Origin of the sequence: Marinobacter lipolyticus SM19, assembly GCF_000397065.2 — a bacterium.
Lineage (GTDB): Bacteria > Pseudomonadota > Gammaproteobacteria > Pseudomonadales > Oleiphilaceae > Marinobacter > Marinobacter lipolyticus.
On sequence record NZ_KE007326.1, the window covers coordinates 78,140 to 102,357 of the forward strand.

18 protein-coding genes are annotated in these 24,218 nt (G+C 58.5%); 12 read left to right on the forward strand and 6 right to left on the reverse strand.

Annotation, left to right across the window (positions count from 1 at the left end; all coding sequences use genetic code 11):
* Positions 1-40: 40 nt before the first annotated feature.
* Positions 41-1,669 (reverse strand): acyl-CoA synthetase, encoded by a 1,629-nt coding sequence (locus MARLIPOL_RS12440; protein WP_012138508.1) that lies wholly within the window; start codon positions 1,667-1,669, stop codon positions 41-43.
* Between the two features lie 173 nt (positions 1,670-1,842).
* Between MARLIPOL_RS12440 and MARLIPOL_RS12445 the strand changes: the two genes are divergently transcribed.
* Together MARLIPOL_RS12445 and MARLIPOL_RS12450 are read left to right on the forward strand one after the other, a co-directional pair.
* Positions 1,843-3,321, forward strand: coding sequence for a sensor histidine kinase (locus tag MARLIPOL_RS12445; RefSeq protein ID WP_012138509.1), 1,479 nt, complete (start codon positions 1,843-1,845; stop codon positions 3,319-3,321).
* On the forward strand, positions 3,314-3,961 hold the full coding sequence (locus MARLIPOL_RS12450) for a response regulator transcription factor (protein ID WP_012138510.1): 648 nt from the start codon (positions 3,314-3,316) through the stop codon (positions 3,959-3,961). Before MARLIPOL_RS12445 ends, MARLIPOL_RS12450 begins: the two co-directional genes overlap by 8 nt.
* Here the strand turns inward: MARLIPOL_RS12450 and MARLIPOL_RS12455 are convergent.
* Positions 3,947-5,356, reverse strand: a complete 1,410-nt coding sequence (locus tag MARLIPOL_RS12455) for an aminotransferase-like domain-containing protein (protein ID WP_012138511.1) — start codon at positions 5,354-5,356, stop codon at positions 3,947-3,949. The genes MARLIPOL_RS12450 and MARLIPOL_RS12455 overlap by 15 nt on opposite strands.
* A gap of 178 nt (positions 5,357-5,534) precedes the next feature.
* Here MARLIPOL_RS12455 and MARLIPOL_RS12460 point away from each other — a divergent pair, with 178 nt between their 5' ends.
* The 4 genes from MARLIPOL_RS12460 (at position 5,535) to MARLIPOL_RS12475 (ending at position 9,254) form a co-directional block, all read left to right on the forward strand.
* On the forward strand, positions 5,535-5,840 hold the full coding sequence (locus MARLIPOL_RS12460) for a hypothetical protein (protein ID WP_012138512.1): 306 nt from the start codon (positions 5,535-5,537) through the stop codon (positions 5,838-5,840).
* The gene (locus MARLIPOL_RS12465; RefSeq protein WP_012138513.1) at positions 5,837-6,640 is read left to right on the forward strand and encodes a PhzF family phenazine biosynthesis protein; all 804 of its coding nucleotides are present in this window, start codon (positions 5,837-5,839) and stop codon (positions 6,638-6,640) included. Before MARLIPOL_RS12460 ends, MARLIPOL_RS12465 begins: the two co-directional genes overlap by 4 nt.
* 94 nt (positions 6,641-6,734) lie before the next feature.
* Positions 6,735-7,916: a BaiN/RdsA family NAD(P)/FAD-dependent oxidoreductase gene (locus MARLIPOL_RS12470; RefSeq protein WP_012138514.1), complete on the forward strand. Its 1,182-nt coding sequence runs from the start codon at positions 6,735-6,737 to the stop codon at positions 7,914-7,916.
* A 57-nt stretch (positions 7,917-7,973) separates the two neighbouring features.
* A complete protein-coding gene (locus MARLIPOL_RS12475; RefSeq protein WP_012138515.1) occupies positions 7,974-9,254 on the forward strand; it encodes an MgtC/SapB family protein in 1,281 nt (426 codons plus the stop codon).
* 20 nt (positions 9,255-9,274) lie between these two features.
* Here MARLIPOL_RS12475 and alkB read toward each other — a convergent pair whose 3' ends face one another.
* Entirely contained in the window at positions 9,275-9,943 is a 669-nt protein-coding gene (alkB, locus tag MARLIPOL_RS12480; protein WP_012138516.1) for a DNA oxidative demethylase AlkB, read from the reverse strand.
* Between the two features lie 79 nt (positions 9,944-10,022).
* Between alkB and MARLIPOL_RS12485 the strand changes: the two genes are divergently transcribed.
* From MARLIPOL_RS12485 to MARLIPOL_RS12500, 4 genes are read left to right on the forward strand one after another with little or no spacing between them, the layout of a single operon-like run.
* Positions 10,023-12,896: an HD domain-containing phosphohydrolase gene (locus MARLIPOL_RS12485; protein WP_012138517.1), complete on the forward strand. Its 2,874-nt coding sequence runs from the start codon at positions 10,023-10,025 to the stop codon at positions 12,894-12,896.
* Positions 12,897-12,943: 47 nt separating this feature from the next.
* A complete protein-coding gene (gene djlA / locus MARLIPOL_RS12490; protein ID WP_012138518.1) occupies positions 12,944-13,714 on the forward strand; it encodes a co-chaperone DjlA in 771 nt (256 codons plus the stop codon).
* Positions 13,715-13,716: 2 nt separating this feature from the next.
* On the forward strand, positions 13,717-15,126 hold the full coding sequence (locus MARLIPOL_RS12495; protein WP_145768786.1) for an amidase: 1,410 nt from the start codon (positions 13,717-13,719) through the stop codon (positions 15,124-15,126).
* A complete protein-coding gene (locus MARLIPOL_RS12500) occupies positions 15,119-16,990 on the forward strand; it encodes a sensor domain-containing phosphodiesterase (protein WP_012138520.1) in 1,872 nt (623 codons plus the stop codon). The genes MARLIPOL_RS12495 and MARLIPOL_RS12500 overlap by 8 nt, the downstream gene beginning before the upstream one ends.
* Here the strand turns inward: MARLIPOL_RS12500 and MARLIPOL_RS12505 are convergent.
* The 3 genes from MARLIPOL_RS12505 to MARLIPOL_RS12515 are packed head-to-tail and all read right to left on the reverse strand — an operon-like array spanning position 16,978 to position 21,883.
* Positions 16,978-17,727 carry a pseudouridine synthase gene (locus MARLIPOL_RS12505; RefSeq protein ID WP_012138521.1) on the reverse strand — a complete coding sequence of 250 codons (750 nt, stop codon included), beginning with the start codon at positions 17,725-17,727 and terminating at the stop codon, positions 16,978-16,980. The genes MARLIPOL_RS12500 and MARLIPOL_RS12505 overlap by 13 nt on opposite strands.
* Complete coding sequence (locus MARLIPOL_RS12510) at positions 17,724-20,795, reverse strand: efflux RND transporter permease subunit (protein ID WP_012138522.1); 3,072 nt, start codon at positions 20,793-20,795, stop codon at positions 17,724-17,726. Before MARLIPOL_RS12510 ends, MARLIPOL_RS12505 begins: the two co-directional genes overlap by 4 nt.
* A 5-nt stretch (positions 20,796-20,800) precedes the next feature.
* Positions 20,801-21,883 (reverse strand): efflux RND transporter periplasmic adaptor subunit, encoded by a 1,083-nt coding sequence (locus MARLIPOL_RS12515; RefSeq protein WP_012138523.1) that lies wholly within the window; start codon positions 21,881-21,883, stop codon positions 20,801-20,803.
* 322 nt (positions 21,884-22,205) lie between these two features.
* Here MARLIPOL_RS12515 and ilvG point away from each other — a divergent pair, with 322 nt between their 5' ends.
* Both ilvG and MARLIPOL_RS12530 read left to right on the forward strand, forming a co-directional pair.
* Positions 22,206-23,906, forward strand: coding sequence for an acetolactate synthase 2 catalytic subunit (gene ilvG, locus MARLIPOL_RS12525; RefSeq protein WP_012138525.1), 1,701 nt, complete (start codon positions 22,206-22,208; stop codon positions 23,904-23,906).
* On the forward strand, positions 23,903-24,181 hold the full coding sequence (locus MARLIPOL_RS12530; RefSeq protein ID WP_012138526.1) for an ACT domain-containing protein: 279 nt from the start codon (positions 23,903-23,905) through the stop codon (positions 24,179-24,181). Before ilvG ends, MARLIPOL_RS12530 begins: the two co-directional genes overlap by 4 nt.
* The last annotated feature ends 37 nt before the right edge of the window (positions 24,182-24,218 follow it).

Below are 24,218 nucleotides of genomic sequence, written 5' to 3' on the forward strand. Positions count from 1 at the left end.
TTAGTTAGAGGGGCGAGCGCCAGACCAGAAAGGCGCCGGGTTATTCCAGCTCTTTCGCCTGGTCACGCAGCACAAACTTCTGGATCTTGCCGGTGGATGTCTTGGGCAATTCCGAGAAAACCACTGTCTTGGGCACCTTGAAGCGGGCCAGGTGCTCACGACAGAAGCTGATGATGTCTTCTTCGCTGACATCGCCTGCTTCCGGCTTGAGGGTGACGAAAGCGCAGGGCGTTTCGCCCCATTTCTCGTCCGGGCGGGCGACCACCGCAGCCTCAAGCACAGCAGGATGACGATACAGGGTGTCCTCCACTTCAATGGTGGAGATGTTCTCGCCGCCGGAAATGATGATGTCTTTCAGGCGGTCCTTGATTTCCATGTAGCCGTCTTCATGCCATACCGCCAGATCCCCGGTGTGGAACCAGCCGCCACGGAAAGCTTCTTCGGTGGCTTTCGGATTCTTCAGGTAACCCTTCATCACGGTATTGCCGCGCAGGAATATTTCACCGATGGTTTTGCCATCCTTCGGCACCGGTGCCATGTTATTGGGATCGCCCACCATGGTGCCGGCCAGAGTGTGATAACGAACGCCCTGACGAGCCTTCTTTCTGGCGCGATCATGCAATGGCAAGGCATCCCACTCGGATTTCCACGCGCAGACCGTGACCGGGCCATAGACTTCGGTCAGGCCGTAGACGTGAGTCACCTGGATACCCATCTCTTCGATGGCACCAATCACCTGGGCGGGAGGTGCAGCGCCGGCGGTCATGGACTTCACTTCGTGATCAATACCGGTTTTGGCTGATTCGGGCACGTTCAGCAGCGCATTAAGCACTATCGGCGCGCCGCACATGTGGGTAACCTGATGATCCCGGATCAGCTGCAGGATCTTTTCCGGATCCACCCGACGCAGGCACACGTGGGTGCCGGCCATGGCAGTAACGGTCCACGGGAAACACCAGCCGTTGCAGTGAAACATCGGCAGGGTCCAGAGGTACACCGGGTGCATGTCCATGGACCACACCGCCTGGTTGCCCAGGGCGTTGAGGTAGGCGCCACGGTGGTGATACACCACCCCCTTGGGGTTGCCGGTGGTGCCAGAGGTGTAATTCAGGGAGATCGCATCCCACTCGTTTTCCGGGAAACGCCACGCATAGTTCGGATCCCCTTCCTGCAGGAAGGCCTCGTAATCCAGGTCACTGACCTGGGTGCCTTCGCCGTATTCCGGATCATCCACATCAATCACCAGCGGCTTGGCATCCAGACGGCTGACCGCATCGCGGATCACCTCACCGAATTCACGATCGGCAATCACCACCTTCGCCTCACCATGCCCCAACATGAATGCGATGGCTTCAGCATCCAGACGGACGTTGAGTGTATTGAGTACGGCTCCGATCATCGGCACACCAAAATGGGACTCCACCATGGCGGGAATATTGGGCAGCATCACCGCGACAGTATCACCACGCCCGATTCCGCGGCCGGCCAGGGCCGAGGCAAGACGGCGGCTGCGATCGTAGGTTTGCTGCCAGGTGTAGCGCAGCGCCCCGTGAATCACCGCCGGGTATTCCGGGTACACACTGGCCGTACGTTCAATAAAATCAACAGGAGACTGAACAGCGTAGTTGGCATCAATGGGTGCAAGACCCTGGTCAAAAATCGAGGTCATGGTTGTGGTCCTCTGCGAGCTGCATTGTTCTTATGGTGTATTCAGGGAGTACGCTATAACAGCTATACTTCAATATAGTCGGAATAGTATTTGATAGGGAATATACTATAAATTACACCAACGTATTATAGAGCTAATACTATATAAATATCAGATGATGAGACGTTATCCCCTTGACCAAGCTTAGCCCACTTCAGGACCTCGACCCGGAAGCCACCCTTATTCTGGATAGCAATGCCAAGGTAAAAGGTAAAAACCTCGCAGCTTTAAAACTGTGCCAGCATTGCCATCACAACGAAGCATATGCCTTGCTCCCGACAAACACCCGGGCCCTGGTCAAGGCTTGCCTGGACCAGCAGCGGGCCATTGAATCCGTTGAAAGCCGGGTGTCGGACTGCATCCTGCTCTGGACCTTTATACCAGCGCCCGACACTGGTGAGGTCATTGCACGGGGGCGCAATGCCACCGACGAGATCCAGGCGCGGGATGAGGCAGCCCGTGCCAGCCGGCTGTATCGCCTGATCACAGAAAACACGACGGATCTGATCTCCCGCCACGCGCCCGATGGACAGTTCATTGATGCCACCCCCGCATCCTGGCGTTTGCTGGGATACTGGCCCGAGGAACTTCGCGGCCAACCCCTGGAGGACATCTTTCGGGGAGCCGGGGTGAGCCAGCAACTGGACGAAACCCGGCAAAAGTTACGAGATGATGGCTACGCCACCATGACCCTGAATATTACCCACCGGGACGGCAGCAAGCGCTGGTTCGAGATAGCCAGCCGCGCCATTCGCGAAACCTATACTGGCGCGGTGATCGAGGTTGTCAGCGTGTCCCGGGATATTACCGCGCGGGTGGAGTCCGAGGAGAATAACCGGAGGCTGGCCGACGAGCTGGCCCACACCGCACGACTGGCGACCCTGGGCGAACTGGCCTCGGGCATTGCCCATGAGATGAACCAGCCACTGGCCACCATCGTGAACTTTGCCAGCGCCAGCCAACGCTACCTGAAACAGGCACGTAACAACCCCGATTGCCTGGACCGCGTAGACGATGGCCTGCAGCGCATTACCCATCACGCCAACCGGGCGTCGGAAGTGATCAAGCGACTGCGAGCCTTCCTGCGCAAGGGCCAGAAGCGCACCGCTCCCATTGCGGTTAATGACGTCATCACCAATGTGGTGCGACTGTGCCAGTGGGATGCGGAAAAACACCGAGTTACTATCCACGAACAGCTGGCCAATACCGGGCCGGTCATAACCGCCGACCCGGTGTTACTGGAACAGGTGCTGATCAACCTGATTCGCAACGGTATCGATGCCAACGCCGAAACCGGAAAGGATGGTTCCTCCCGGATCACCATCACCACCATGGTCACCGGGGATCAGGAAACGCTGATCCAGGTGACCGATCAGGGGCCGGGGCTGGACGACGAAGGGTTGCGACAGATGTTCACGCCGTTTTACACCAACAAGCCCCAGGGCCTGGGACTGGGCCTGTCCATGAGCCGCTCCATTATCGAAGGGTTCGGCGGTTTCCTGGACGCGGCCAGGGCCGAGCATGGTGGGCTGACGCTGACCTGCCGGTTTCCGCCCGCGACCTCCTCACGCCACAAACCTGTCCAGATAACGGAGACACCCCCACATGACTGATTCAGCCACCACCGTCTACGTGGTCGATGACGACGCCGGCATGCTTGAATCCACCCAGTGGCTGCTGGAGTCCGTTGGTCTCAACGTCCGGGCGTACGCAGACGGCCGTCAGTTCCTGGAGGCACTGACAGACACAGCCAGCGGGTGCGTCATTCTCGACGTGCGAATGCCCGGCCTGGGCGGACTGAATGTGCAGGAAGAATTACAAAAACGCGGCTCCCGCCTCCCGATTATCTTTGTCTCCGGGCATGCGGATGTCCCGATCGTCGTGAGGGCATTCAAGTCGGGCGCCGTCGACTTCATCGAAAAACCGTTCAATGAACAGTTGCTACTGGACAGCGTGCAGCAGGCGCTGCAGGAACACCAGCAACCAGAGCCACAGCCACAGGGAAACGAAGACACCGAAGCACTGATCGCCACCCTCACCCGGAGGGAGCGAGACGTATTCCTGCCCCTGGCTCAAGGTTACACCAGCCGCGAGATCGCCGAGATGCTGGATGTCAGCATCAAGACCATCGACCTGTATCGCTCCCGGGTTATGAAACGACTGGGCGCGGAACGGATGCCGGACGTCACCGGTATCGCCATTGCCGCCGGGCTGATGGATCCGCTGGATTTGCGTAAATCAGCCGTTGAGTGATTGTTCCGCCAGCTCCCCCAACCTGCGCACCGCGCCCTCGATACGATCGCTCCAGGGGTTGGCACTGTTAATCCTCAGGCAGTTGTTGTACTTGGAGGCGGTTGAAAATATAAGCCCCGGAGCGACATTAATATTTTCCTCCCGGGCCCGACGATAAACGTCAGTGCCGGTATTCTTCCCCGGCAACTGAGCCCAGATCACAAACCCGCCCTGGGGCCGGCTGACGGCGGTACCTTCAGGGAACCAGCGGGCCACCGTTGCTCTCATACGCTCAGTTGCCTGTCGATAGTTCTGTCTGGCCGAACGCAGGTAACGATCGTAGCCACCCTGTTCCAGAAAGTGAGCCACCGCCAGTTGCGGGATGCTGGAAGTCGCCAGGTTAACGAAGTACTTGTGTTGCCGGGCCTCAGCCATGTAACGACCAGGCACCATCCACCCCAGCCGGAGCCCCGGGGAAATGGTTTTCGAGAAGGAGCTGCAGTAAATCACGTTGCCGGTCCGATCGAACGCCTTGGCCGGTCGCGGGCGTTCGCCGCTATGGAACAGGTCACCATAGATGTCGTCCTCTATCAGCGGTACGCGTGCGTCCTCCAACATGTCCACCAACTGACGCTTGCGCTCATCGGGCATGCACGCACCCAGGGGATTGCTGTGGTTGGCCACTACGACGCAGGCCTTGACCGGCCACTGCTCCAACGCCACCTGTAAACCTTCCAGGCTCAGCCCGTCGGATGGATGCGTGGGCACTTCAATGACTCGTAAACCCACCACTTCCAACGCGTGGAGAATACCTGGAAAGGAAGGCGACTCCACCACCACGATATCACCGGGCACAGTGACCGCCCGCAGGGCCAGGATAATGGCCTCCTGGGCACCATTGGTGGCAAGGATATCGTCAGCGGTGACCGGCACCCCCAGAGTGGCCATGCGCTGGGCCAGCTGACGTCGATAGGATTCCTTACCGGGAAAGGCGTAATCCTGGTATTCCAGCCCCCGTCGGCCAGCCCAAAGGATAGACTGCTGAATTTGTCGTACTGGCAGAAAGTCCGGGTGCGGTACCGCGGCGGCCAGCGGCACCATGCGCTTTTGCTCATCGACACACAATTCCAGGGCCATGTCCCGTGCGCTGACAGGCACCGGCTTCGCCCGGTATCGCTGCATGATCGGCTCCGGCGCATCCTTTGCCGGCAACCGCACGAAATAGCCACTGCGTTCACGGGCTTCCAGATACCCCCTGCCCTCCAGTGTCTGGTGCGCCTGCAGAATCGTCGAAATGCTGACACCAAACTGCCGGCTCAACACCCTTACGCCGGGCAAACGCTCGCCTTCGCGATAGACACCATCGCGAATCAGAGCCTGAAGCTGATCTGCCACCTGATTATAGAGAATACCCATAGCGTTATCCTGCCAAACCTGAGGAGCCTGCGGGCAGTACAGATGGCCCGAATTCTGACCAGTACAGATACCTCTACAACACATCTGTACCGGTTCAAAAACAGATTATCTGAATCTGTTATGGATGTCAGCCTGAGAACACAATGGAATCATCGTCAATGGAAGAAGGAATTTCACCATGTACGCACTGACAAGGGCTCTGCCCCAGACAGTCACTGAACCGCCACGCAGTAGCAGGAAAGACCTGTTGGCACTGAACCACGGACCGGCAGCGCCTGTATCGCTGAAAGGCATGCGGGCGACCCTGCAATGGTTGGATGATCTTGGATTTCGGGTGAACCGTGAACACCGGGATCACTGGGTGGTCACCCACACCAGGCCATTGCCAGAACTGCATTTTTACAGTGAAATCGAGCTTGAACGGTTTGCGACCGGAAAAGCCCACCACTACGCTAAACGAATTCTCAGGGAGACAAGTCAATGAGTTATCCGATTTACCAGGTCGATGCGTTTACCAGCAAACTGTTTGGTGGCAACCCCGCCGCCGTTATGCCACTGCAGAGCTGGCTTGAGGACGAGACACTTCAGGCCCTTGCCCTTGAGAATTATCTGTCAGAAACGGCCTATTTCGTAGCCGAGGAAGACGATCCGGAAGTGGACTTTCATATCCGCTGGTTTACGCCCGGAGCCGAAGTACCCCTGTGCGGCCATGCCACACTCGCCAGCGCCTGGATCATTTTCAACAAGCTGGGCTGGGAGAAAGAAACCATTCGTTTCCGCTCAAAAAGCGGCGTCCTTGGCGTCCGCCAGACCGACGACGGCTGGCTGGCCCTGGATTTCCCGCGCCTCGACTGGCAGGAGCAGCCCACACCGGAGCTCGTCCGGCAGGCCCTACCAGAAGCTCCCGATACCGCCCTGTATGTGCCGAATGACACCAACTACCTGATCGTCATGGATTCAGAACAGGCGGTGATTGACGCCAAACCGGACCTTCGGTTGTTGAAGCAACTGGGTAACCAGGGCCTGATCGTCACCGCCCGGGGTGATGACTGCGATTTCGTCAGTCGCTACTTTGCTCCCGGCGTGGGTATCGAGGAGGACCCGGTCACCGGTTCAATTCACAGTGTGCTGGTTCCGTTCTGGGCGGAACGCCTGGGAGGCACAACGTTTGAAGCCCGGCAACTGTCCGCCCGCGGTGGCGAATTGCGTTGCGAACTGACAGGCGACCGGGTCAATATTTCCGGGCAGGCCGCTTTTTACATGGAGGGCCAGGTGTACCTCTGACTGGTCGATTAAGGATCTCACCGCCGTACCCGGCAGACGTCGCCGACGCCAGTCCGTATAATCTCCGCACCTTTGAACGGATTGCGGTTATACCATGGCTTCAGACTACGACGTGATTATTATCGGTGCCGGGGCGGCGGGCCTGATGTGCGCAGCCACCGCTGGGTATCGCGGGCGCCGGGTACTGGTTCTGGACCATGCCAACAAGCCAGGCAAGAAGATCCTGATGTCCGGTGGCGGGCGATGCAATTTCACCAACCTCAACAGCACCCCCGCCAACTTCCTGTCGCAGAACCCCCACTTCTGCATCTCGGCCCTGAAGCGCTACACGCCCCAGCATTTTCTGGAGTTGGTGGAACGCCACGCTATAGAGCACGAAGAAAAGGCGGCCGGGCAGCTGTTCTGCCGGGACAGCGCCAAGGACATCCTCAACCTGCTGCTGACCGAGTGTGAATGGGCCGGCGCCGAGATTCGCATGAAAACCCAGGTGCGGGACATTGCCGAAATATCCGGCGGTTATCAGCTGCGCACCGGTTCGGGCACCCTGAGCTGCAACTCCCTCGTGGTCGCCTGTGGCGGACTGTCCATCCCCACCATGGGGGCGACCGGTTTCGGTTATGACATCGCAAAGCAATTCGGACTTGAGGTGTTGCCAACCCGCGCCGGCCTGGTGCCTTTCACGCTCCACCCGGAGCTGAAACAGCAACTCGCGCCCCTGTCCGGCATCAGCTGCCCGGTAGATGTCAGCTGCAACAACGAACACTTCCGCGAGCCCATGCTGGTCACCCATCGCGGTCTCAGCGGGCCTGCCATGCTGCAGATCTCCAGCTTCTGGGAGCCCGGGGACAGTCTGGCGATCAACCTGCTGCCCGCCTGCCAGATCCGCGAAGACCTGTTGTCACTGCGCAAGGAGAAGCCGCAATCCACTGTTGGCCAGTATCTCGTCCAGCACCTGCCAAAACGGTTTGCCCAAGCCTTCAATGACCTCAATGGCTGGACCGGGCCCCTGCAGGGATACAAGAATACCGACATCGAACAGGTGGCAAACACCCTCGGTCAATGGTCCATCAAACCAGCCGGTACAGAGGGGTATCGTACCGCGGAGGTGACCCTTGGCGGCGTAGATACCCGCCAGCTGTCCTCCAAAACCATGGCGGTGCTGGACCAGCCCAACCTGTATTTTATCGGCGAGGTGGTCGATGTGACCGGGCATCTGGGTGGGCATAATTTCCAGTGGGCCTGGGCATCGGGTGTCGCGGCTGGCAATAGCGCCTAGACTTCAGAGACATACCCGAATCTGAACACTCGAGCAGGCCAACAATCGAGCGGACGAATGGACGAACTGACCAACCAATTCCTGACGAGCAACCAGACCACTCTCAACCTGGCGATTGCCCTGCTTCTGGGGGCGATCATTGGCCTCGAACGAGGCTGGGGCGCCCGGGACCAGAAAGCCGGTGAACGAATTGCCGGTATCCGCACCTTCGCCTTACTGGGGCTTCTGGGTGGTGTTGCCGCGGTATTGACCCGGGAGATTACCGAATGGGCCTTTCCTGTGCTGCTGATCAGCGTGGTGGCCATGGCGCTGGTGGCCTACAGCGAGCGACTGGCACACATCCGCAATTTCAGCATAACCGGCACGGTCGGGATGGTTCTCACTTTCTGCTATGGCGCCATCGCCGTATCGGTGGATCCTGCCCTTGCCGCCGCAGCGGCTGTCGTTACTGCCATCATTCTCGATAATAAGCAGGAAATTCACGACGCCGTGAATCGACTGAAGTCCCACGAACTGGACGCTGCCCTCAAGCTGCTGCTGATTTCCCTGGTCATGCTTCCACTACTACCTAATGAGAGCATGGGGCCCGGCGGTGTACTCAACCCCTACGAGATCTGGTGGCTGGTGGTGCTCATCGCGTCCATTTCGTTTGTGGGCTATTTCGCCATCCGATTGGCCGGGATGGGCAAAGGCATCCTGTTCACCAGTCTGTTTGCGGGTCTCAGTTCATCCACGGCGCTGACGCTACATTTTGCACGTCAGGCTTCAACGGCACCCAATCTCAGCCCTCAGTTCGCGAGCGGCACGCTGATTGCCTGCGGCACCATGTTCCCCCGTATTCTTGTGTACTGCGCACTCATAAACCCGGCGCTACTGCCCAAGCTCCTGTGGCCGGTAGTCGTGATGTCAGCGTTACTTTATGTTCCCGCGTTATTGATCTGGAAGCGTAATGAGAATCGCCTGAACGTACCGCAACCGGAGCTGACGCAGAACCCCCTGGACCTCAAGTCCGCTTTTGTGTTCGGTCTGTTGCTGACCGCCATCCTGTTGCTCGGGGAATATCTGCGAACCTGGCTGGGGAATATTGGCATTCTGGTGCTTGCAGCCACGTCTGGAATTGCCGATGTTGATGCCATCACGCTGTCACTCACCCGAATGTCCCTGGAGGCGATATCCATGCAAACTGCGGTGATAGGCATCGTGCTGGCTGCGTCAGTGAACAATCTGGTAAAAGCAGGCATGTCTGGCAGCATTGGCGGGAAAGAGATGGGGCTTTTGGTCGGAGCGCCTATGGTTGTCTCCCTCCTGGCCGGGCTTACGGTCGCCTGGCTGCTCTAGCAAGGTCGATATTCGAAGGGTCAGCGAGCACGCCGGAACGTGAGATTGTAGCGGAGATCCCCGGTCAGCGGGTGCTGTCCCGATTTGAGCCGGAGCACCCCGTGATAGTTCATCCTCGCCGATTGCCCCCACACCACCACATCGCCACTGGTCAGCGTGGTATTCACCGGGCGGTCACGACGTCTGGCACCACCCAGCTGAAAGGTTGCCGGAATCCCGAGTGACACAGATACGATGGGCTGGCTGAAATCTTTCTCGTCCTTGTCTTGATGCAGACCCATTTTGGCGCCGGGTCGGTACCGATTGATCAGACATGCATCCGGCTCAAAGCCCCGATATCCCGCCTCGGTTGCGGCCCCGACCGCCAGGTCCCTGAACACCTTCGGCATCGCCGGCCACGGAAGCCCGCTGTCAGGATCCGTAGACTGGTAGCGGTATCCAGAACTGTCCGTCACCCAGCCCCATTCTCCGCAACAGGTCATTGCCACCGACATGGTGTGACCTCCCGGTGTCTGCATGTTCCTGAACGGCGCCTGAGCAGCAATACTGACAATGGCAGCCAACAACACCTCTTCTTGTTCAAGGGCGAAATGCCTCAGGACTACGGCATCGTCAACAATGGGTTCGACCCAGGGGGCTGGGAGGTCCCCGGCAAACAGATCAGGCGTTATAGAGAGAGAGTTTTTCATAACATTCAAAGAAAAATCACGGTTCAGGGACTACCTTTATACGATCAGACTAAGTTTTTTTGTCGTTCAAGGATCATTGATGTCAGCCAAACACCAGTCGGCCCAGGTTTCCCTGGCTTTTCTGATCGCTTCGGCCATTACCCTGGGCATGCTCACTTTAACCATTGTACTCGTTGGTCAAAGTTTTCGTGGTATGGAAGCGGCCAAAGTCTCTGCCGCCAGCGCAACCGCAAAACAACTTGCCGTTAGTGTTGACGACCGCATCCGCGCCATTACCGGGCCGCCTGCGGCGGCTCTGGCCGTGCTCGGCCATGACCCACTCGCCAAGACCGACAGCCTGGAGCAACGGCTGGCCCGTTTACCCGTCATTGCGGACATCCTGACCAGCAGCGATATTGTCAGTGCAGTGTATGCCGGCTACGGCGATGGCGACTTTTTCCTGCTGCGGAAAGTCCGCGAAAGTGAAGTGTCGCGCTTCCCCGACGCGCCGTCGAATACCCGTTTCCTGCTACAGACCATTACCCGGGACAGCGAAGGCAGACGCCATCCGGAGTGGCACTTCTACGATCAGGACCGGACGTTGATCTCCCGCGAATATCCGGAAACCTATGAATTCGATCCGCGGAGCCGCCCCTGGTATCAGCAGGCCAAGATATCCGGCATCACCGAGTTAACCGATCCCTATGTATTCTTCACTACCCGTGAGACCGGGCTGACACTTTCCCGCCGTGCTACGGGTGATGGCGACAGCGGCGCGGTGTTCGGTGTGGATGTCACGGTATCGGATCTCAGCCAGCAACTGGCCGAACTGAGGCATACGCCGGGTACACGGATTGGTATCGTGAACCGGGAGGGGGCGGTGCTTGCCTATTCCAACACAGACCAGTCTCTCAGCACCGACACCAACGGGGCAGGACCGGTCCAGGTAGACAACCTGCCCCATCCGGCACTGGCGGATGCCATGGCCCGCGCCCAAACGGATGGCGATCGTCACGGTGTCAGCCGCTACACCTCGGCGAACAGGGACTGGTATGGCATGACCGAACCACTGGCGTCACTCGACGGCGAAGGCCTTACCATTGCGGTTGCCATTCCCGCCGACGAGCTGCTTGCCGACGTCTGGAGCGCCCTGTCACGACAGACGGTAATGGCTGGCGCCATTGCCCTGCTGTTGCTGATCATCGGCTGGCTGCTGGGTCGCAGGGTCGGAAAACCCCTGGAACGGCTAACCGACCGGGTCAGCTCTTTGTCCCGCTTCCGGTTCGACACCTCCATCAAAGTGGATTCCCACATACGTGAAGCACGGCAGCTCAGTGTGGCGCTCGACGATATGGCCAGCACGATTCACAGCTTCCAGAACATTGCCACGGTTCTGAACCGGGGGCAGGACCTGAACACGCTGCTTCGGGACATCCTCGACCAGATCGTTCACATCGTTGGCCAGAACCGGGGCGCTATCTACCTGTTCAGCCGACAGAACAGCGAGCTTACCCTCGCCGTCGACAGGGACCTCAACCTGCCACCCACCGTCAATGAGGTCAGATCCGACGCGGATGACAGCGACATCATCAAGCATCTGCGCCAACTCCTGCCGGGCCATCCGGTCTTTGCCATCCTCCGTAACCGCCAGAAACAGCTGATCGGCGCCATGGTCATCGAAATGGAACATGGAGACCACACCCACCTCAGTGACGATCTGATTGTCTTTGTCGATGAAATCGCCGGTTCTGCCGCCGTTGCCATTGAGACCCGCGAACTGATCGAGAGCCAACAGGCGCTGCTGGAGGGCATTATCCGCCTGGTGGCCAACGCCATTGACGCCAAATCACCCTATACGGGGGGGCACTGTGACCGGGTCCCAAAACTGGCCCAGATGCTGGTGGATGAGGCGGAGAAAAGTACTGAAGCGCCGTTCCGCGACTTTCAGCTAAACGACGAGCAGCGCTACGAATTCCACCTTGCCGCCTGGCTGCACGACTGCGGCAAGATCACCAGCCCTGAATACGTGGTGGACAAAGCCGTTAAACTGGAAACCATCCACAACCGTATCCACGAAATACGTACACGCTTTGAGGTACTGCACCGGGATGTCGAAATTGACTGCCTGACCGCCATCCTGGACGGAGAAGACGCCGACCATGCCCGCCAGCAGCGGGATCAAGCGCAGCAGTCCCTGCAGGAAGAATTCGCGTTTATTGCCAAAGCCAACATTGGTGGCGAGTTTATGGACGACGCTGACATTGCCCGCATCCGGAACATTGCTGGACGCCGCTGGCTCAGGCATTTCAGCGACCGAATCGGTCTGTCGAGCGATGAACACCAGGCTCTGGAGGGCATTCCAGAAGAGGCCCTGCCAGCAACTGAGACGCTGCTGGCCGACAAGCCATCACACCTGCGCGAATGGGGAAACCAGGTACCGCCCGTGCAAAAGGACGATCCCCGCAACCGTTGGGGATTCGATATGAAACTGCCGGAGTACGCGTTCAACCGGGGGGAAGTCCACAACCTGACAATTGCCAAGGGCACCCTCACGGACGAAGATCGGTTCAAGATCAACGAGCACATTGTCCAGACCATCTGCATGCTCGACGCGCTGCCCCTGCCTGACCGCCTGGCCAATGTGCCGCACCTCGCTGGCACCCATCATGAGCGAATGGATGGCAAGGGCTACCCCTGTGGACTCAACAGTAACGATATGGGCATTCCCGAACGCATCATGGCAGTAGCCGATGTATTCGAGGCACTGACGGCCGTCGACCGCCCCTACAAGGACGGTAAAACTCTCACCCAGGCCCTGACCATCATGGCGCGAATGGTGGAGGACGGCCACATTGACCGCCCAGTGTTTGAGCTGTTCGTCCGTTCCGGTACCTACCGTCGCTATGGAGAACAACATCTCAGGCCCGAACAGATTGATGAGGTTGATGAAAGCCAATTCATGAAAGCTGACTGAAAATCCGTATACTTTGCGACTGATCTATCGTTTTTGAAGGGATATCCATGCTGTTTGCAATCATAATTGGTGGTCTGATCGGGTACGCGTTCGGCAAGTTCCCCGGTTTTATTATCGGCGCCGTCCTCGGTGCGTTTCTCGTTCAACGACTCAAAAGCCGCCTGCTGGGCAAGCTTCAGAGTATACAGCTGGGCTTCGTGGACTCGGTTTTCGCCGTCATGGGTGCGCTGTGCAAAGCCGACGGCGTTGTCAGCCAGGACGAAATCCAGATGGCCGAATCGCTGTTTGTGCGCTTCCGACTGTCCGAAGAACAGAAGGCATCCGCCAAGGCCGCCTTCAACCGGGGCAAGGAGCCGGACTTTGACCTGGAAGCAGAACTGAGCCATTTTCTGCGGATCAGTGGTGGCCAGCCGGCATTGCTGCAGATGTTTCTCCAGGTTCAGGTATCGGCCGTCGCCGCCGATGGTGTGGTGCATCCGGCCGAACATGAAATGCTGGTGCGAATTGCCCGAGGCCTGGGACTGCCAGAAAGCCAGGTGGATCAGTTGGAAGCTATGCTGCGCGGCTCTCACGCCGGTCAGGCCGGCGGCGCGCGCCCCTCATCGGCGCAACAGATTGACGACGCCTACAAGGCACTCGGGGTATCCTCATCCGCCAGCGATGCGGACATCAAGAAAGCCTACCGCAAGCTGATGAGTGAAAATCATCCGGATAAACTGGCAGGTCGCGGGTTACCTGAAAGCATGCGGGAAATGGCCGAAGAACGGACGCGGGAAATCAGCCACGCCTACGATGTCATCAAGGACGCCAGGAAATGACCATGCGGGAACAACCGGCGTCCGTCCATGCCTTCAAGAACGACGCACTGGGCAATCATGACGCCACGGGCCTGGCGGATCTGATCCGGCGCGGTGAGGTATCAGTATCCGAGGTCACGGCAGCCGCCATTGAGCGCGCCCGACAGGTCGAGCCATTCATCCGGGGCATCGTCTACGAGAGCTTCGAGCAAAAGACTCAGGATACTTCGCAGCCTTCCGGTGGGTTCTTTCACGGCGTTCCCACCTTCATCAAGGACAACATGGACGTTGCCGGAATGCCGACCCGCCACGGTTCCGCCGCCGTTCCTCCCCACATTGCCGCAAAAACCGGTGCTTTCGCTGAACAGATGCTCGCCCAGGGCTACATCTGCCTTGGCAAAAGCACGTTGCCTGAGTTCGGATTTAATGCCAGCACCGAACATGCCAGTGCGCCACCTTCACGAAACCCGTGGAATCTCGCCTATTCCACCGGCGCCTCTTCCGGTGGTTCTGCCGCGCTGGTCGCTGCCGGCGTAGTCCCTATTGCTCACGCTAACGACGGTGGAGGTTCCATTCGCATACCCGCAGCCTGCTGTGGGTTAATCGGCCTGAAACCCAGCCGTGGTCGCCTGATCGACAATGACGCCGCCAAATCCCTGCCCATCAACATAGTCAGTGACGGCGTGGTGACCCGCAGCGTGCGTGATACTGCCCGCTTCTACGCCGAGGCGGAAAAGCACTATTACAACCGCAAACTGCCTCCAATGGGCATGGTCGAGGGCCCGTCGCGGCGCTCAATGACCATCGGTCTGGTACTGGACTCCATCAACGGCCACGCCACCGACCAGAAAACCCGGGAAACGGTGGAGCACACAGCACGTTTACTGGAAGGCATGGGGCACCGCATTGTGCCGATGGATGTACCCATCGCGTCTTCGTTCCCGAATGACTTCGCGCACTACTGGGGCATGCTGGCATTTGGCGTCAAGGCCAACGGCCGCAAGCTGATGCATCCGGAATTCGATAAATCCCGGGTCGACAGTCTGACCAATGGCCTCGATAGAATGTTCCGCCGGCAGTTCTATAAACTGCCAGCCACCCTGTGGCGGCTGCGCCGCAGTTACCACGACTATGCCAAAGCAGTGGCCGGCTTTGACGCCATCCTGACCCCGGTCCTCGGACACACTACACCAGAGATCGGTTACCTGAACCCGGAGCAGGATTTTGACACACTGTTCGAGCGGCTCACCCGCTATGTCAGCTTCACCCCTCTGGCAAACGCCACTGGTGCACCGGCGATCTCGGTTCCCATGGGGCAAACTGACAATAACCTTCCTGTTGCGGTTCACTTGATGGGGCGTCACGGTGGTGAACAAACTCTGCTAGAGTTGGCGTATTCGCTAGAGGAGGAATATTCTCTATACCATGCATGACAGCGAAATCTTTGTGAGCTACCACAAGGCCCTGATGGAGTTAAGTCACGATTCCGGCTTCATCAGGCAACAAAGACACAGCAAACTCTCGACGCTGGCCTCTCTTTGTGGACGCCTGCTGAATGTGGAGAGAGTGAGTGTGTGGTACTTCTCTCCGGAAAGGGACTGCATTACCTGCGAATGCCTGCATGACATTAAGCAGGAGCACGATATCAGCCCGCAAAGTGTTGCTTCAGGAGACGAGGATCTGAGTCCGGTCAACCTCTACCGCTCAGACCATCCAGATTATTTCCAGGCCATCGGCGAGGAACGGGTTCTGTCGGTCAATGACGCTCGAAACGACCCTCGAACATCCAGCTTCAACTCGGATTACCTGCCTTCGGTCGGAATCCACTCCATGCTCGATACGCCAGTGTTCGATGGTTCCCGTCTAAGCGGTGTAGTGTGTCTGGAAGCTTGTCACCCACGGGTCTGGACGTTGCCGGAACTCTCGTTTGCCGTATCCATCGCCGACACCATAAGCCTGGTGAACACTTACGAAGCCTGGAAGGACTCACAAAAGGCTCTTGATTATCTCTCCCGGTTCGACCCACTCACCGGCCTCGCCAATATCGATTACCTCAAGGACCGCGTCGTTCACCTGGCGGAAAAGATCCTCAAGCGCCAAAAAGGCAGCCTGGCACTGATCTGGATCGACGTGGACCGCCTGAAAGCCATTAACGACGGCCTGGGACCGCAGGCTGGAGACAGCGTTATTGCGGAGATTGGTCAACGCCTCAAGACATTGAGCCTTGAGGGCAAAGACATGCTGGCTCGCATCGGTGGCGACGAGTTCGCAATACTGATCCGCCACCAAACACAGCCGGAAGCCCTGAATCACGCTGCTGACCAGATTCTGAGGGCCATAGAACAACCGATCCGGGTATCAGGCCAGTCTCTTGGGATCAGTGCCAGCCTGGGCATCTGCCTTCTCCCGAAAGACTGTGTGGAACCGCAGGAACTGTTACGCGGTGCAGAATCCGCCATGTACCATGCAAAAAAATTGGGACGGGCCCAGGCCACCGTTTTCGATTCCGCGATCCAGACCAGCGCTCAATCGAGATTCGCACTTGAGCGGGAACTACGGTCATCCATCAACAATGACGCCCTGGATGTTTTTTACCAGCCTATTGTTGATCAGGCGGGAAAAAACGTGGTCTGCATGGAGGCCCTGGTTCGCTGGAATCACCCGCAGAGGGGATGGTTATCACCCATCGAGTTTCTGGACATTGCCCGTGGCAGTGGTCTGATGTACGCCCTGGGCGAGTGCGTATTGCGCAGGGTCTGCGAAGATTGGTCCGAAGCGTCATCATCAGGCATCCAACTGCCGACCATCTCGGTCAACCTGTCTGCCGAACAGGTTCTGACGGTTGACCTGCCTGATCGGATCAAGGAAATATGCGCCAACAAACGGATGCCGGTCGGCGCCCTTCAGTTTGAAGTCACCGAAGACTCGATCCAGGGTGATTCCGGGATCATCGAGAAGGTGCTTGAGCAATTGGTCCAGGCCGGAGCCGAACTTGCCATCGACGATTTCGGTACTGGCTATTCGTCATTGTCCCGCCTCAAAAGCCTGCCGTTTTCCCGGATCAAGATCGACCGTTCGTTCATCAACAACCTCCCGGATGACGAAAACGATTGCGCCATTACCCTGTCCATCATCGGCTTGGCCAGAGGCCTCGGACTCTCTGTCGTGGCAGAGGGTGTCGAGCATGAAGCCCATGAAGCGTGGCTGCTGAACAAAGGCTGCGACTATCTCCAAGGCTATCGTTACAGTAGACCGCTCCCGTTTTCCCAAATCATTGACCGCTATTACTCCGGTTGATCCGGGGCGATAAAGTCGGGAAAGACAGACAATACGTCAAGGAAGCTGCTTTCCGGAGGCGCACAGATAGACATCGGCTCCCCGGAAGCGGGGTGCCTGAATTCCAGGCGGGTAGCCGCCAGCATCAACCGCCCCTGTCCAAATCTCTCCGCGAAATAACGATTGTGTCGGCCCCGGCCATGATTGGCATCGCCAATGATCGGATGATGGATATGCTTCATGTGCCGTCGAAGCTGGTGCTTTCTACCGGTTTTCGGGCAAAGCTCGACAACCGCGTACCGGCTGGTCGGGTATTTCTCGATGGCGACTGGTATCTCTGCGGTTGCCAGGGTCCGATAACGTGTGAGCGCCTCCCTGACTGGCTGTTCAACGCCCCGGAGACGTCGATCTTCAGGCTCGTCCCGCAGCGGGTGGTCAATCTCACCGCACTCCGCCGGCCAGCCCCGCACCATCGCAAGGTAAGTCTTGGACACTTCTCCCGACATCATCGCGAGGCCCAGAGTACGCGCCGTGTCTCGATCCCTGGCAAACACCAGGATGCCGGATGTAGGTCGGTCCAGGCGATGCACCGGGTAGACATGCTCCCCACCATTCAACGCCCGCGCATACTGCAGCGCAAATTCAGTTTCATGTCGGTCGATGGGGCTACGGTGTACCAACAGTCCCGCTGGCTTGTGCACAACCAGCAGTTGAGAATCCCGATACAGCTCAGTCAGGGGGTTCTGCTCAAACGTCATCTCCTGATGATCCCCCGGACTCTGTGCCCCACACGGTCACCCAGAACCAGTAGCGCCGGAGTCAGCAACAGCGTAAGGATCGTCGCGAAGGTCAGGCCACCGGCGATGGCACTGGACAGCTGGGTCCACCACTGGGTGGAGGGTGCCCCGATACCAAGGGATGGGGTCAGCAAATCAACGTTGACGCCCAACACCATGGGCATCAACCCCAATACCGTGGTGACGGCCGTCAGCAATACCGGCCGCAGACGCAGGCAACCGGTTTCCAGTGCCGCCTCATAGGCCACCATCCCACTCTTCCGCATCTTATTGTAGGTATCAATCAGAATGATGTTGTTGTTCACCACAATCCCTGCCAGGGCAATGATTCCCATCCCCACCATCACAATGCCGAATGACTGACCATTCAGCAGCAATCCCAGCAGCACTCCTGCCGTCGAAAGCACGATCGCAGAGAGGATCAGGAAGGTCTGATACAGGGAATTGAATTGGGTCACCAATATCAGCAGCATGAGCGCGATGGCCACGAGGAACGCGGTGGTCAGGAAGTTGGCCGCCTGCTGCTGGTCCTCGTTCTCTCCGCCCACCGTGACCGTCACACCCTCCGGGGGTTCCGGTATCTCCGCCTGCAGGCTACGCAGCAATTCGTCGACCCGCTGCCCCGGCTCAATATCGGATTTTATGGTGACCGTGCGCTGACCATCCACCCGGACAATGCTACCGGTCTTCGGCGCCGGCTCCAGGGACACGAACTCCGACAAGGGTGCCTGGCCACGGCTGGTGTTGATGGTTTGACGCTGGAACTGGTCGAGTTCGCGCCAGTTGTTGGGAACCCGGACCGCAATGTCCACTTCATCCCGGACATCTTCCGGGCGGTAGGTGGCCAATACCAGACCGTTGGTAATCAATCGCACGGCGCTGCCTACACTCAGCACATCCGTGCCAAAACGCGCGGCCGCTTCACGGTCCACCTGCAATCGCCATTCAATTCCAGGCAGGCTGCGGTCATCTTCTATGTCAACGAAGCCGCCCATAGCGGACATACGTTGTTGAATCAGGTCCACGTAGCCGTGAAGAGAGTCGTTTACAAGACTACTGACTTTTAACTCAACAGGTTTCCCACCCGCCGGACCACCTTCCTGTTTCCGGAACTCGAGTTGGATGCCCGGAATGTCGTTGGTGCGCTCCCGAAAATCCTCGAGAATGTCATTGGCGGATCGCCGGTTAAACCAATCGGTAAACTGGAACTGCAACACCCCGATCACGTCAGGAGCCATCCGGTTATCAGCCATCACCATGGAACGAGCGTACAGCGCCTTGACCTCTGGCATACCCTGCAGACGGTGCTCCACCTCACGAACAATACGGTCACGCTCCCAGATCGACAGATCGCCCCGGGCCCGCACCTGCACCTGGGCCGAATCGGGTTCGACCTCGGGGAAGAATTCCACGCCATGATTGAAGCGGGCATAGCCGGCATAAATCACCACGATCAGCCCCAGCACGCCCAACAGGGTGAATCCCGGTCTGCTCAGCAAAGTTGCGAGGAGTTTGCGGTACCCGTCCATCATAGCCCCCCCTCCCACCGTATGCCGGGCTCGTTTACCACCACTGACAGCGCCGAGTACCGGCAGAAATACCAGAGCCATCAGCAGGGAAGCCGTAAGGCAGATAATTACGGTGGTGGGCAGAAACTTCATGAACTCCCCGACCACTCCCGGCCAGAACAGCAACGGCGCAAATACCGCCAGGGTTGTGGCGGTGGACGCAATGATGGGCCACGCCATCCGGCTTGCGGCCTCCGCCCAGGCGGATCGAACGCCCAGGCCGTCAGACAGGTTCCGGTCCGCCAGCTCCGACACCACAATGGCGCCATCCACCAGCATCCCGGCCACCAGGATCAGGCTGAAAAGGACCACAATATTCAGGGTCAGCCCCATTCCCCAGATGACCAGGATACCTGTCAGAAATGCGCCCGGAATGGTGAGGCCAACCAGAACCGCGGAGCGCGGTCCCATGGCCGCAATTACCACAATGATGACCAGCACGATGGCCGTCAGCACATTGTTCAGGAGGTCACTCAGGATATCGCGGACTTCCGTGGACTGATCCATGATGTAGCGAACATCCAGTTCGTCCGGCAACTCGGAATCCGCCGCCTCAATCAACCCTTTGACCTGTGCCACGGTTTCTATGATATTGGCCCCGGTTCGCTTGGAAACCTCCAGAACCAGTGCGGGTTCGCCATTGATACGGGCGAATCCTCTCGGGTCTTTAAACGTACGCTGCAACATGGCCACGTCGCCAAAGGTAACGACCGTATTGCCGTCCACCTTGATGGGCATGGACATCACGTCTTCGATGTTTTCGATCACCCCGGGCACTTTCACCGCCATCCGTCCGGCGCCGGTGTCGAGACTGCCAGCGGCCACCAACTGGTTGTTACGCGTAATCAGGGTGGCAAGCTGATCGAAATCGACCCCATAGCTTTCCAGCACCTGGGGGTCCACCACCACTTCCAACTGGTCTTCCCGGTCGCCGCCAATCTCTACCTCCAACACTTCCGGAATGCCCTCGATGGCATCCTGGAGTCGTCGCGCAATGGTGATCAGTTCCCGTTCCGACAACGGACCGGAAAGCCCGACAGACAGCACCGGAAATAGCGACACGTTGATCTCGTTGACTCTTGGCTCGTCGGCTTCCTGGGGAAGTTTCGTGCGAGCGGTATCGACTTTCTCCCGTACATCCTGAAGGGCTTTATCGGGATCAAAACCGGCGTCGAACTCCAGCATAACGGAGGCATGGCCTTCCGATGCCGTTCCCTTCATTTCCTTGATGCCTTCCAGAGAGCGCAGTTCCTGCTCCATCGGTCGGACCAGCAAGCGCTCGCCATCTTCCGGGCTGATCCCTTCCAATGTCATGGAGATGTAGATCATCGGGATGGTGACGTCCGGATTGGCTTCCTTGGGAATACTCTGGAAGGCCGCGATCCCGCCGAGAATCAGAAACGTGAGGGTGAGAAGGCTGGTACGGCTGCGATCAAGGGCTGCAAATATCAGGGTGCGCATGCTGTTCAGCCCCGGTCTCGTGAACGGTCAACCGGTTGCACTTCCTGCCCTATGGACACAAAGCCTCCACCGCGGGTAATCAGCTGGATCTCGTCTGGCAGTCCACTGACCCAGGCACCATCGGTGGTCACGTTCAGTAAGGTGACATTACGGAATACCACCCGATTGTCTTCATCCACATAACGCACACCCGGGCGACCGTCGTCCCCCAGTGACAAGTAGGCCGGTGAAATAAACGTGGCCCGGGTTTCCGGCAATGCAATCCGCAATGTAGCACTGCCTCCCGCTACCCGTTTGAGGTCCGGGTTCTCCACTGTCACTTCAACGGCAAAGCTGCGGGTTTGCGGGTTGGCCGCGCTGGCCACAAAACTCACCGTCCCTTTCAGAGAACCACCATTGAGCAAGCGGATATAAACGCTTTGCCCTTCCGCCACGTCCCCAACCGATTGCTGGGGTATCTGTCCGGTTGCCTTGAGGCGGTCCACCTGAACCAGTTCGAACAGTGCCGTACCCGGCTGCACCAGATTGCCCAGGTCCACGTCGCGACGGTTCACAATGGCATCAAAAGGTGCCTTGGGGGCGAGATCATTAACAGCATGGCGGACCTGCGCCAATTCCGCACGAGCTGCGGACAAATCGCTCTCCAGCCCCAGGATATCCGACTGGCTGGCCAGGTTGCTGGCGCCAAGACGGCGAGCGGCGGCCAGATCCGCTTCCAGCTTCCGAACCCTGGCCTGCCACCGTTCAACACTGGCCCTGCGACCGTCATCAGACAGGCGCAACAGGGTCTGCCCCTGTTTGACCCTCTGACCCTGGTCTACCGTAAGTTCTTCCACCGTCCCACTGACACCGGCGCTGATCACCACTGTCCGCCAGGGTTCCAGTTGCCCCTGCAACATCAGTCCGGGCTCGTAAAGACGGGACTGCAGGATTTCCACCTCGACGCTGGGTGGCTCCGCAACACTGGCACCGTCCATGTCCGGAGCTTCCTGTTGCGCCACCTTTACCTCACCACTGACCAGCCAGAGCACGAGTGCAATGATCACCAGTAATGACAACCCGATGGAACCCCACCTACTCTTGCTCATGTTCTTCTCGTTTCTTGCGCATGTGTTATGTATCAGGGAGTTAAACGGTATCACAAAAAAGTGGAATCAGGGGTTGCACTGATCTTCATTCCCGGGTTAACTTTCCATCATCGTAAGCAGAGTTTGAGCAAGCGTATTTATCTCATGAACTTCAACGCTGTAATCGTCCTTGTGAAGCTAGTCCTGGTGGTCGTGGTACCGTCCGGGGGCTTTTGCGTGGACAAGCGGGTGAGATAGCGACAAACCTGACAAGACACCAAGAGCCCCTGGCACCGAAAGGTCCCGGGGGCTTTTTTTTGCGGAAGAAAAAGGAAAAACGACCATGAACGGCGCACAGCACATTCTTGAAGCGTTCCACCGCCACGACATCAGTACGGTTTTCGGTTATCCGGGCGGCTGCATCATGCCGCTATACGACGCGCTGGTGGACGATGTGGGCGTGGAGCACGTGCTGTGCCGCCATGAACAGGGTTGCGCCCTGGCGGCCGATGGCTATGCTCGCGCCAGTGGTCGCCTGGGTGTATGTATCGCCACTTCCGGCCCCGGCGCCACCAACCTCATTACCGGCGTGGCCAATGCCCACCGGGACTCCATTCCCATGCTGGTGATCACCGGGCAGGTACCCTCCGGTCTGATCGGCACGGATGCTTTCCAGGAGACCGACGTATTGGGGATGACCCTGGGCATCGTCAAACACAGCTACCTGGTGGACGACGCGGACGCCCTGCCCGCCATCATGCATGAGGCCATTGAACTGGCTCAGAGTGGCCGACCGGGACCGGTATGGATTGATATACCCAAGGATCTTTTGCTGACCGACGTTACCGAAGCCCCCTTTGCCCAGTCAACGCAACAGGCTACCAGCAACCCGGACCTGACCGAAGCCCTCGCCATGTTGCGCGCTGCCCGCAAACCCCTGCTTTACAGCGGTGGCGGCATCAGCCTGGCCCACGCCGAGGACAGTTTCCGCACGTTTGCGGAGTCCTCAGCGATGCCGGCCGTGGTCACCCTCAAGGGCATTGGCAACCCCGGCAAGCACAATCCCTACAACCTCGGCATGCTGGGGATGCACGGTTCCCGGGCCGCCAACAAAGCGGTGGACGAATGTGATTTGTTGTTGGTGATCGGTGCCCGCCTGGATGACCGCGCCACCGGCAAACTCGACGGCTTCGCGCCCAACGCGAAGATGATTCACATTGATGCAGATGCCGCTGAGATCAACAAATTGCGCCCGGCCGATTTGGCCATTCGCGGGGACCTGAATGACATTCTCACGGCATTGACCACCGCCTTGCAGGACAGACCACTGGCCATCGGCGACTGGCAGAAACAGTGCCGTACCTGGTATACCACGGCGGGGTTCCACGCCGCCGACAATGAAGAAGCTTTGGCGCCCATTACTGGCCCCGCCTTTATCCGCCAGCTCTCCCGCGTCGCGCCAGATGACACCGTCATTGCCTGCGATGTCGGCCAGCACCAGATGTGGGTGGCCCAGCACTACGAGTTCGACCACCCCCGCCATCACCTCACCAGTGGAGGCCTCGGCACCATGGGGTTCGGCCTGCCCGCCGCCATCGGTGCCCAGTTTGCCGACCGTAACAGCACCGTTATCAACGTGACGGGCGATGGGTCGTTCATGATGAACGCCCAGGAGCTGGCTACCATCCGCCGCTACAACCTGCCGGTAAAACTGGTCGTGATGGACAACCAGTGCCTGGGCATGGTCCGCCAGCAACAGGAACTGTTCTATAACAACCGGGAAAGCCAGATAAACCTGGACGACAACCCCGATTTCGTGGCCATGGCCCGGGCCTTCGATATCCCGGCCCTGCACATTGAACGCACCGACCAGATCCGCCGCGGCATCGAAACCATTCTCGCCTACAACGGCCCGATGCTGCTGCACGTGGCCATCAGCCGGGAAGAAAACGTATGGCCCATCGTCAAACCCGGCGCCAGCAACACGGATATGATCGACGAAACCGCCCGCACCGCCAAAGCCAGCAAGGAGCAGGTTGCATGAACCCGCAAAGCCAGCCATCAACACCCAGCTATACCATCAACTGCCGTATGACCCACGAAGCCGCCGCCCTGGAACGGCTCTGCCAGGTGGTCCGCATCCGCGGGTTCCGGATCGCCACCATGGCGGTAGAAACCGCCGACGAGCATCTGAACATCGCCCTCACCCTGGAAGGCACTCGGCCGATAGCCATGTTGCAGTCGCAACTCGAAAAGCTTCACACGGTTGCCGAGGTTGTTTTGGGGTCTGGTTCCGTGGCTCGGTCTCGTTCGGCCTGAGTTGGGAGTCGGACTCTCTGTAGCCTTAGGTACTGGC

Coding starts and splice junctions, on each gene's coding strand:
- MARLIPOL_RS12440 (WP_012138508.1), bottom strand. CDS start 1,669: ATGACCTCGATTTTTGACCAGGGTCTTGCACCCATTGATGCCAACTAC.
- MARLIPOL_RS12450 (WP_012138510.1), top strand. CDS start 3,314: ATGACTGATTCAGCCACCACCGTCTACGTGGTCGATGACGACGCCGGC.
- MARLIPOL_RS12455 (WP_012138511.1), bottom strand. CDS start 5,356: ATGGGTATTCTCTATAATCAGGTGGCAGATCAGCTTCAGGCTCTGATT.
- MARLIPOL_RS12460 (WP_012138512.1), top strand. CDS start 5,535: ATGTACGCACTGACAAGGGCTCTGCCCCAGACAGTCACTGAACCGCCA.
- MARLIPOL_RS12465 (WP_012138513.1), top strand. CDS start 5,837: ATGAGTTATCCGATTTACCAGGTCGATGCGTTTACCAGCAAACTGTTT.
- MARLIPOL_RS12470 (WP_012138514.1), top strand. CDS start 6,735: ATGGCTTCAGACTACGACGTGATTATTATCGGTGCCGGGGCGGCGGGC.
- MARLIPOL_RS12475 (WP_012138515.1), top strand. CDS start 7,974: ATGGACGAACTGACCAACCAATTCCTGACGAGCAACCAGACCACTCTC.
- alkB (WP_012138516.1), bottom strand. CDS start 9,943: ATGAAAAACTCTCTCTCTATAACGCCTGATCTGTTTGCCGGGGACCTC.
- MARLIPOL_RS12485 (WP_012138517.1), top strand. CDS start 10,023: ATGTCAGCCAAACACCAGTCGGCCCAGGTTTCCCTGGCTTTTCTGATC.
- djlA (WP_012138518.1), top strand. CDS start 12,944: ATGCTGTTTGCAATCATAATTGGTGGTCTGATCGGGTACGCGTTCGGC.
- MARLIPOL_RS12495 (WP_145768786.1), top strand. CDS start 13,717: ATGCGGGAACAACCGGCGTCCGTCCATGCCTTCAAGAACGACGCACTG.
- MARLIPOL_RS12500 (WP_012138520.1), top strand. CDS start 15,119: ATGCATGACAGCGAAATCTTTGTGAGCTACCACAAGGCCCTGATGGAG.
- MARLIPOL_RS12505 (WP_012138521.1), bottom strand. CDS start 17,727: ATGACGTTTGAGCAGAACCCCCTGACTGAGCTGTATCGGGATTCTCAA.
- MARLIPOL_RS12510 (WP_012138522.1), bottom strand. CDS start 20,795: ATGCGCACCCTGATATTTGCAGCCCTTGATCGCAGCCGTACCAGCCTT.
- MARLIPOL_RS12515 (WP_012138523.1), bottom strand. CDS start 21,883: ATGAGCAAGAGTAGGTGGGGTTCCATCGGGTTGTCATTACTGGTGATC.
- ilvG (WP_012138525.1), top strand. CDS start 22,206: ATGAACGGCGCACAGCACATTCTTGAAGCGTTCCACCGCCACGACATC.
- MARLIPOL_RS12530 (WP_012138526.1), top strand. CDS start 23,903: ATGAACCCGCAAAGCCAGCCATCAACACCCAGCTATACCATCAACTGC.